The 8,946-nt window shown below is 68.5% G+C and carries 10 protein-coding genes and 1 pseudogene; 7 read left to right on the top strand and 4 right to left on the bottom strand.

Features of this window, described 5'->3' with window-relative positions; translation table 11 throughout:
* Nucleotides 1-3 precede the first annotated feature (3 nt).
* From GFD30_RS04610 to GFD30_RS04635, 6 genes are all read left to right on the top strand, one after another.
* Entirely contained in the window at nucleotides 4-1,284 is a 1,281-nt protein-coding gene (locus tag GFD30_RS04610; RefSeq protein ID WP_153024025.1) for an ABC transporter substrate-binding protein, read from the top strand.
* A gap of 13 nt (nucleotides 1,285-1,297) precedes the next feature.
* A complete protein-coding gene (locus GFD30_RS04615; protein WP_153024026.1) occupies nucleotides 1,298-2,161 on the top strand; it encodes a carbohydrate ABC transporter permease in 864 nt (287 codons plus the stop codon).
* Complete coding sequence (locus tag GFD30_RS04620; protein ID WP_153024027.1) at nucleotides 2,161-2,979, top strand: carbohydrate ABC transporter permease; 819 nt, start codon at nucleotides 2,161-2,163, stop codon at nucleotides 2,977-2,979. The genes GFD30_RS04615 and GFD30_RS04620 overlap by 1 nt, the downstream gene beginning before the upstream one ends.
* 2 nt (nucleotides 2,980-2,981) lie before the next feature.
* The gene (locus GFD30_RS04625; protein WP_153024028.1) at nucleotides 2,982-4,862 is read left to right on the top strand and encodes a glycoside hydrolase family 127 protein; all 1,881 of its coding nucleotides are present in this window, start codon (nucleotides 2,982-2,984) and stop codon (nucleotides 4,860-4,862) included.
* A 156-nt stretch (nucleotides 4,863-5,018) separates the two neighbouring features.
* Nucleotides 5,019-5,807 (top strand): inositol monophosphatase family protein, encoded by a 789-nt coding sequence (locus tag GFD30_RS04630; RefSeq protein ID WP_153024029.1) that lies wholly within the window; start codon nucleotides 5,019-5,021, stop codon nucleotides 5,805-5,807.
* A gap of 10 nt (nucleotides 5,808-5,817) precedes the next feature.
* Nucleotides 5,818-6,480, top strand: coding sequence for a phosphotransferase (locus tag GFD30_RS04635; RefSeq protein WP_153024030.1), 663 nt, complete (start codon nucleotides 5,818-5,820; stop codon nucleotides 6,478-6,480).
* Here the strand turns inward: GFD30_RS04635 and GFD30_RS04640 are convergent.
* The 3 genes from GFD30_RS04640 to GFD30_RS04650 all read right to left on the bottom strand — a co-directional run bounded on the left by GFD30_RS04640 (nucleotide 6,467) and on the right by GFD30_RS04650 (nucleotide 8,080).
* The gene (locus tag GFD30_RS04640) at nucleotides 6,467-6,892 is read right to left on the bottom strand and encodes a hypothetical protein (protein WP_153024031.1); all 426 of its coding nucleotides are present in this window, start codon (nucleotides 6,890-6,892) and stop codon (nucleotides 6,467-6,469) included. The genes GFD30_RS04635 and GFD30_RS04640 overlap by 14 nt on opposite strands.
* A gap of 128 nt (nucleotides 6,893-7,020) precedes the next feature.
* Nucleotides 7,021-7,275: a DUF397 domain-containing protein gene (locus GFD30_RS04645; RefSeq protein WP_153024032.1), complete on the bottom strand. Its 255-nt coding sequence runs from the start codon at nucleotides 7,273-7,275 to the stop codon at nucleotides 7,021-7,023.
* Complete coding sequence (locus GFD30_RS04650) at nucleotides 7,247-8,080, bottom strand: helix-turn-helix domain-containing protein (protein WP_194201845.1); 834 nt, start codon at nucleotides 8,078-8,080, stop codon at nucleotides 7,247-7,249. The genes GFD30_RS04645 and GFD30_RS04650 overlap by 29 nt, the downstream gene beginning before the upstream one ends.
* Before the next feature lie 329 nt (nucleotides 8,081-8,409).
* Between GFD30_RS04650 and GFD30_RS04655 the strand changes: the two genes are divergently transcribed.
* A complete protein-coding gene (locus tag GFD30_RS04655) occupies nucleotides 8,410-8,727 on the top strand; it encodes a hypothetical protein (RefSeq protein WP_153024034.1) in 318 nt (105 codons plus the stop codon).
* A gap of 19 nt (nucleotides 8,728-8,746) precedes the next feature.
* Here the strand turns inward: GFD30_RS04655 and GFD30_RS26155 are convergent.
* A pseudogene (locus GFD30_RS26155) lies at nucleotides 8,747-8,946 on the bottom strand (IS110 family transposase); the annotation flags it as partial.

Consider the following 8,946-nt stretch of genomic DNA (forward strand, 5'->3'; position numbering starts at 1 on the left):
GCAATGAGATTCCCGAAACGGCGCGCGGCAGCGGTCCTCGCCGCGGCGACCGCCCTGGTCGCCTCCGCGTGCAGCGGCGGCGGAAGCGGCGGCGACCAGGAGGTCGTCCTCGAAGGCGTCGACGACGGCACCACCCTGACCATGTGGACCCGCGCCGCCACCGAGGCCCAGTCGCAGGCGCTCGTGGACGCCTACAACGCGAGCCACGAGAACCAGATCGAACTCACCGTCATCCCCACCGACGACTACCAGACCCGCGTCGGCACCGCCGCGGGCAACCAGGAGCTGCCCGACCTCTTCGCGCTCGACGTGGTCTTCGCCCCCAACTTCACCACCGCCGGCGCCTACCTGGACATCACCGACCGGATCGAGGCCCTCGACTTCGCCGACGCCCTCGCCCCCTCGCACCTCGAGGTCGGCACCGTCGACGGCGCCCGGTACCTCGTGCCCCACACCCTCGACCTCTCGGTCCTGTTCTACAACAAGGACCTCTACGCGCAGGCCGGCCTCGACCCCGAGCAGCCGCCCACCACCTTCGCCGAGTTCGCCGAGCACGCCCGCGCGGTCGACGCCCTCGGCGGCGACGTCGAGGGCACCTTCTTCGGCGGCAACTGCGGCGGCTGCTTCGTCTTCACCTGGTGGCCCACCATCTGGGCCTCCGGCGCCGAGGTCATGAACGAGGACGGCACCGAGTCCCTCCTCGACTCCCCTGAGGCCCAGGAGGTCTACGCCACCTACCGCGGCCTCGTCGAGGACGGCGTCGTCGCCCCCGGCCACAACGAGGAGACCGGCGCGACCTGGGTGTCCTACTTCCCCGAAGGGAACATCGGGGTCATGCCCATGCCCTCGACCATGCTCGGCCTCATGCCCGAGGACATGAACATCGGCGTCGCCCCCATCCCCGGGCTCGACGGCGGCGAGTCCACCTTCGTCGGCGGCGACTCCATCGGCATCAGCGCCAACTCCGAGAACGCGAACCAGGCGTGGGACTTCCTGCGCTGGAGCCTGGAAGCGGAGCAGCAGGTCGAACTCCTCGCCGCCAACGGCGACGTCATGGCCCGCACCGACCTCGCCGACAACGAGTACTACGCCGAGAACCCGAACGCCGCCGTCATCAACGACCTCGTCCAGGTCGGCCGCACCCCCTACTCGCTCAACTTCGGCCAGACCTTCAACGACCCGCAGGGCCCGTGGCTGCCGCTGGTCCGCGAAGCGGTCTACGGCGATCCGGACGCCGACCTGACCGCGCTCAACGACGACGTGACGGCCTCCCTCGGAAGTTAGGAACCACAACTCAATGCGACATTCGCGCAAGCTGGCCGGCGCCCTCTACGCCGCCCCCGTGGCGGTGTTCGTGCTGGTCTTCTTCGTCGCGCCGCTGCTGCTGGTCGGACGCATGTCCGCGTCCGACTGGCCGCTGCTGGCCGGCGACCGGGGGATCAACCTCCCCGCGAACTACGAGGGGATCGCCGACAACCCGCTGTTCTGGCCCGCGGTCGGCTTCACCCTCAAGTACACCGGGATCGTCGTCGTCCTCCTCATCGGACTCTCGCTTCTGCTGGCGCTCATCGTCGCCGACCGCCGCAAGGGCACCGGGTTCTTCCGCAGCGCCTACTTCCTGCCGACCACGCTCGGGCTCGCCTCCGCCTCGCTGCTGTTCTTCGGCTTCTACAGCCCCGCGATCGGTCCGCTCGACCCGATGCTCGAGGCGCTCGGCCTGGAACCGGTGTCGTGGCTCGGCACCCCGACGGCCGCACTGTGGTCCACAGTGGTCCTCATCGTGTGGAAGTTCGCCGGGTTCTTCATGATCATCCTGCTCGTGGGCCTCCAGTCCATCCCGCCGGACGTCTACGAGGCCGCCCGGCTGGACGGCGCCGGCCGCATGCAGTCCTTCTGGCACGTCACGGTCCCGCTCCTGCGGCCGGCGCTCGGACTCGTCCTCATCCTCTCGGTCACCGGCTCGCTCCTGGCCTTCGATCAGTTCTTCATCCTCACCAAGGGCGGCCCGGACAACTCCACCGTCACCGTCGTCCAGCTCATCTACCGGGAGGCGTTCCAGCGCTTCGATCTCGGCGCCGCGGCCGCAATCTCCGTCGTCGTCCTCGCCGCGCTCCTGGTCCTCAACATCGTCCAGTTCCGGGCCCTCAGAAAGGACGCGTGATGAGCACCAGGCTCTGGAGCACCTCCTACTACGTGCTCGCCGGCGGCCTCGCCGTGCTGTTCCTGTTCCCGCTGGTGTGGACCGGCTACGCCTCGGTCGCCCCGCACGGCGCCACCAACCAGCAGGACGGCTTCGGCTTCGGCAACTACGCGAGCCTCCTCGACTACGACGCCGGGCTCCTGCGGTACCTCTGGAACTCCACGTACGTCTCCGTGCTCACCGTCGCCCTGACCCTCGCCCTCTCGATCGCCGGCGGCTACGCCTTCGCCCGGTTCACCTTCCGCGGCAAGGACACCCTGTTCCTGCTCACCCTCGCGATCCTCATGGTCCCGTACTCGACCCTGCTGATCCCGCTCTACTCGATGCTCGGCGACCTGGGCCTTCGCAACACGCTCGCCGGGCTCGCGCTCGTGCTGACCCTCTACCAGCTGCCGTTCGCGGTCTTCATGATGCGCATCAGCTTCGAGGCCGTCCCCAAGGAGATCGAGGAGTCGGCGATGTGCGACGGCGCCGGCACGTTCGGCGTCCTCACCCGCATCATGCTGTTCGCGGTCTGGCCCGGCCTGATCACCGTCGGCCTGTTCTCGTTCCTCGCCGCCTGGAACGACTTCATCGCCCCGCTCATCCTCATCAGCTCGGCCGACAAGGCCGTGCTGCCGGTGGCGATCGCCAACCTCCGCCAGCAGTCGATGGGCGCGGTCGACTTCGGGGCGACCCAGGCGGGCGTGGTCGTCATGGCCCTGCCGTGCCTGGTGCTGTTCGCGCTGCTCCAGCGCCACTACGTCCGAGGATTCATGTCCGGAGCGATCAAAGGATGATCATGAGAACACCCGTAATGCCCTCCACCGGTGCCCTGCGACCCCTGGGGACGGAGGAAGTCCGCCTCACCGGCGGCCATTGGAGCGAACGGCAGGCGGTGAACGCCTCGGCCACCATCAGGCACTGCCTGCACTGGCTCGAGGAACTCGACTGGATCGCCAACTTCGACCGCGTCGCGGCGGGCGAAGCGGCGGGCCGGCCGTTCCAGCGCGCCGGGCGCGAGTTCTCCGACTCGGAGGTCTACAAGCTCGCCGAGGCCATGGCCTGGGAGATCGGCCGCACCGGCGACGCGGACCTGGAGGCGACGTTCGTCGAGCTCACCGCCCGCATCGGGGCCGCCCAGCACGAGGACGGCTACCTGAACACCGCGTTCGGCAACCCCGGGCAGGAGCCCCGCTACTCGAACCTCGAATGGGGCCACGAACTCTACTGCGCCGGCCACCTGATCCAGGCCGCGGTCGCCCGGCTGCGCAACCACGGCGAGGACGAGTTCGTCCGCATCGCCCGCCGCGTCGCCGACCACGTCTGCGACACCTTCGGCCCCGGCGGCATCGAGCGGATCTGCGGCCACGCCGAGATCGAGGTCGCCCTCGCCGAGTTCGCCCGCGCCACCGGCGAGGCCCGCTACCTCGAGCAGGCCCGGCTCTTCATCGAACGGCACGGTCGGAAGACCCTGCGGGAGAACGGGTTCTACTACCAGGACGACGTCCCCGTCCGCGACGCCGAGGTCCTTCGCGGCCACGCGGTTCGCGCGCTCTACCTCTCCTCGGGGGCGATCGACGTCGCCGTCGAGACCGGCGACCGGGAACTCCTGGACGCGGTCCGCCGCCAATGGGACCGCACCGTCGCCCGCCGCACCCACCTCACCGGCGGCATGGGCTCCCAGTACGCCGACGAGGCGTTCGGCAGGGACTTCGCGCTGGGCCCCGACCGGGCCTACGCCGAGTCCTGCGCCGGCATCGGCGCGGTCATGACCGCCTGGCGCCTGACGCTCGCCACCGGCGAGTCCCACTACGGCGACATGATCGAGCGGATCGCGTGGAACGTCCTCGCGGGCGCGGTCGCCCCCGACGGCAAGGCGTTCTTCTACGCCAACCCGCTCCACCAGCGCACCGCCGACCCGGACCCGTCCGACGGCGACGCCCTCTCGCACGTCCACGCCGGCGGCCGCCGCGCCAAGTGGTTCGACGTCTCCTGCTGCCCGACCAACCTCGCCCGCACCTTCGCCCAGTTCGCCGTCTACGTGGCCACCGCCGACGACCAGGGCGTCCAGATCCACCAGCACGCCCCGGCGGCGATCGACACCCGCGTCGCCGGCACGCGCTTCGCACTCCGGATCAGCACCGCCTACCCCGACGACGGCGCGATCACCGTCAGCGTCGAGGCCAACGACGGCGGCGAGCGCACTGTCTCCCTGCGCGTCCCGGCCTGGGCCGCCGGCGCCTCGGTCACCGGCCCGGACGGCGAGACCCGGCCTGCCGAGCCCGGCACGTTCGCCCGCGTCACCGCCGACTTCCAGGCCGGCGACGAGATCCGCCTCGACCTGCCCGTGGAGCCGCGCTGGACCCTGCCCGACCCGCGGGTGGACGCCGTCCGCGGCTGCGCCGCCGTCGAACAGGGCCCGGTCGTCCTCTGCGCCGAATCGCTCGACGTCCCCGGCGGCGACCTCGACGAACTCACCGTCGACACGTCCGCGGCCCCGGTCGTGCGCGACGGCCGCGTCTACGTCGCCGCCCACGTCCACGACCGCGCCGACGGCTGGCCGTACGGCCCGGCCCCGGCCGACGACGACGGCAAGACCGCTGAAGTCCCGCTCCTGCCGTTCCGGCTCCGCGCGACCCGCGAACCCGCCGCGATGCGCGTCTGGCTGCCCGTGGACTGAGCATTTTGCGCCGGTGCGCCCTGCTTTGCGGGCGCACCGGCTCCCGTTTCGTACTGTCTGCCGGAAAAAATCGCACTGGGAGTCCAAGAGCCGCTTGGTCTTGCACGTCTAGGATGTGGTGCGTCGGGTGGGTCGGAAGAGACGAGGAACCGAATAATGAGCGAGTTGCTGGATTTCCTGGGCACGGCCGAGCAGGCGGTGGCAAACGCTGCCGAGGTCATCCGCACCGGACTCGGGCGCGAACGCTCCATCAGCGGCAAAGGCGACCGCGACTACGCCACCGACCTCGACTTCGCCGTCGAGGACGCCGTCCGCGAGTTCCTCGCCGCCGAGACACCCGGCATCCCGGTGCTGGGGGAGGAGCGCGGCCGCACCGGCGACACCGACTCGCATTACGAGTGGGTGCTCGACCCGATCGACGGCACCGTCAACTTCGCGCACGGCTCGCCCATGTACGCCGTCTCCCTCGCCCTGACCCACAACGGCATCTCGGTCGTCGGCGTCGTCGAGGCCCCCGCGAGCGAAGAGCGCTTCACCGCCGCCCTCGGCCACGGCGCCGCCGTGAACAAGCACCCGCTCGCCGTCCGCGGACCGGCCGCGCTCTCGGACGCCGTGGTCGCCTTCGGCGACTTCGGCGTCACCCCCGAATCCGAGCGCCGCAACGCCCACCGCCTCGAACTCTTCCGCCGCCTCGTCCCCAAGATCCAGCGCATCCGCATGCTCGGCACCGCCGCCCTCGACATGTGCTGGACCGCCGCGGGCCGCGTCGACGCCACCTACCATTCCTTCATCAACCCGTGGGACGTCGCCGCCGGCGTGGTCATCGCCCGCGAAGCCGGCGCCCTCGTCACCGACATCGACGGCGTCGACTACGACACCAGCGCCACCTCGATCCTCGCCTGCAACCCCGAACTGCACCGCGCGCTCCTCGCCGAGATCGCATAGAAGCGGTCCGGTGGAGCTCATCGCCTCGGGAAGGGCCTCTTCGGTGTTCGCGCTGGACGACCGCCGGGTCCTGCGCCGCTGCCAGTGGAACGTCGCGCAGGAGGCCCGCCTGATGCGGCACCTTGCCCGCAACGCCTACCCGGTGCCCGAGGTCTACGAGGTCGCGGGCGGCGACATGGTCATGGAGCGCCTCTACGGACCCACCCTCGCGGAATCGATCATGACCGGCCGCACCGCACCCGAGTCGGCGGCCGAGATCCTCGACGGGCTCCTCGACCGGCTGCGCGGTGTACCGGTCCCCGACTGGCTCCCCACCGAGGCCCGCGGCGTGGACTTCCGCGCCGACGCCTCCCCTTCCGTCCTCCACCTCGACCTCCACCCCGAGAACGTGGTCATCACCGGCGACGGCCCGGTGGTCATCGACTGGACCAACGCCGCCGCGGGCGACCACGCCGTGGACCGCGCCGTGAGCTGGGTGATCCTGGCCGAGATCGACCCCGAACCGCTTGGGCCGCAGGCGGATGCACTTGAGCCACTGCTCGATGCGCTGCGAGAGGGGCTGAGCGAGATCGCGCTGGCGACGGCGTTGCGGTTCCGCGAGGCCGATCCGCACCTGAGCGCGGCCGAGCGCGAGCGGGCCTCCGCCCGGGCCGCTCGGCTCACATGGCCATGACCAGCGCGATGACGATGAGAGCCGCGGCGGTCGCGATGAGGACCGTGTCGCCTGCGATCACGTGCCGCCGCAGCCCCGGCTCGGGCTCGGCGGTCCCGAGGTCGAGCGGGCCGGGATCGAAGGCGTGCCGTTCGATGAACGATGAGAAGGTCGGCCCGTAGGGGTCGAACTTGATCGCCTGGCCTCGCTCGATCGACTCGACGGCCCGCTTGGTGACCCGGCGCAATGTGAAACCCGCTGTGAAGACCACGACCGAGAGCAGCACGAACGGCTCGCTTTCGAAGAGGTTCGCGCGGGCGAGGAGCACGAGCAGGAGGGTCAGGCCGGCGCAGGCGAGGGCGGTCCCGCCCCAGAAGAGCAGCAGCCAGGTTCTTCTGCGCGAGGAGATTCGGTTCGGGGGAGTCGAGGGCACGGCTTCCGGTCCTTTCCCGTATCGGCGGCCGAAAGCGAAGGGCCACCGCTCTGCGGTGGCCCCTCAGTGTATGAATCTGTCGCTATTCGCCCGGTTCACTGGCCGGGCGGCCAAGTCGAAGGCGGGCCTCAGCCCGCGGCCTTCACCAGCGCGCTGAAGTCGGCGGCGGTCAGGTCGAACACCGGGGAGTCGGTGTCGAGCTTCGAGTCCCGAACGTGGAAGCCCGCATCATCGACACAGAAGGCGACCTCGAGGCAGTTAGTGTTGTTTCCTCCACCGCTGCGAGTGCTCTTGCGCCAGGCCCGGCGAACTTCGACGCAGTCGGTGTTGTTGCCGCTGCCGCTGCGGGTGCTCTTACGCCAGACGGTAACGCCAGTCGTCATCGTTGTAGACCTCGATCCGGATCGCCTTTTTCCAAAGCATCTTGCGAAGCTCATCGTAACCTGCGATACGCGTGGGATCGTCGATGAGCCAGCTGGAGTCGGCGATCTCTGTGTATGCGATTGGTGGACCTGCGAGGTGGCTTTCCGCAGGCAGGTAGAGGCTGAAGCCGCTCTGATGTGCGGGCACCGGTCCGCGGCTGACGCGGATGAATACCCCAGGCTTGCGGGCCCAACGCTTGAGATGCTGCATCTGGTCTTGGTAGAGCTCATCGGAAATCATCCGAAGCTGGAGCAGAGCGGTTTCGCCTATTAGGAACTGGAGCGTTGGGCGATCCGTGCGTGCCTCGACAGCTTGTTGCCGCTCGTCTTTGAACTCCCAGCCTCGATCGACCCACTCGTCTGTGCCCGGTTCAGCGAGCCGAGCGACCGTGTAGTGATACTCCTGGAGCTGAAGGAGTCCTGGAACGAGCAGGGCATCGAACTTGAAGAAGAACCCGTAGAACCGCTCTGCAAGTGAGATGTAGAGGGCGTTGAACCGCATCTCGGCTTCGAGTGCCTGGCCCCCTTCCCGGCCGAGAGCGGCCTTCACCATGTATTCGGCCTTCTCCTCGCTGTGCCCGCATGCCTTGGCGAGCGCCTTGATGTTCTTGGCGGGCGGGCTGGTGCGGCCCGCCTCGTAGTCGCGGTAGGTGTCCTTTGAGAGGAGTGCTTCCTCCGCGACCTGCCGCTGCGTCTTCCCCGTTGCGAGGCGGCCCGTCTTGAGCATCATCCGGTTGAACCAGATGCCCGACTCCGTCTTCCCCATACCTGCTCCCGAGTCTGTCGGTCCTCGTTGCGAACTATCACTATCGCACAGTCCACAGCAAATCCGAAGGTGTGAGAAACGCTGTGGGAGAAACGGACCGCGTAAGATCAGCGCCGAAATCTCCATGCCACGATTCCCACGCTCTGCTTGGGACACAACGTTTCTCATCTTGTGACCTGCGATTTCATCGTCTAGATTCGTGATGTCGACAGCCGATGTGATCGGTGGGCGACGCGCAAGAGTGGGCCGATGGCCCTCGCCATGGTCGCCGAGTCGCGAAACGCCGGCGAGGAAATGTCGGAAACTTGACAGTCCGAAATGGAGTTACGATGACCGATGGAAAGCTTACGAGTGGCGAGGCCGATCCGGGATCGCTCAATCGGGGCACCTTTCAGGACCAATACCGGACCTATACCGTCCGCGCCTCCGGTCCTGACGCCCCCGATTCCTTTCAAGTCCTGACCGGGCCTCGGAACGACGATGTCGTCCTCGTCGTCTCCGGCCTGAACTCGGGCGACCTGCGGGCGACCTGGGGCCGGTTCTGGTCCCGACTGAAGCCCCAGGCGAAGATCTGGGTGGAGGAGCAGGCGTTCCGGGTCTTCTACCGTCGGGGCCTCCCGACCGCACGCACCGCGACGAGGTTCTGACGTTTCTATGTCTGTCAAGTCATGTCATGGCGGTCGGTGTTGCTGGTTGCAGCAGTCGGTAGATCTCTCGGGCGATGTACCGCTTCAGCATTCGGATGATCTCCTTTTTAGACTTTCCTTGCTGGATTCGTTTGGCCACGAACTGTCTCGTGCGCTTGTCATGGTGCATGCGGCAGATCGCGATCGTGTAGATCGCCCGGTTGAGCTGGCGGTTGCCGC

Source organism: Glycomyces albidus (assembly GCF_009451885.1).
GTDB classification, from domain to species: domain Bacteria; phylum Actinomycetota; class Actinomycetes; order Mycobacteriales; family Micromonosporaceae; genus Glycomyces; species Glycomyces albidus.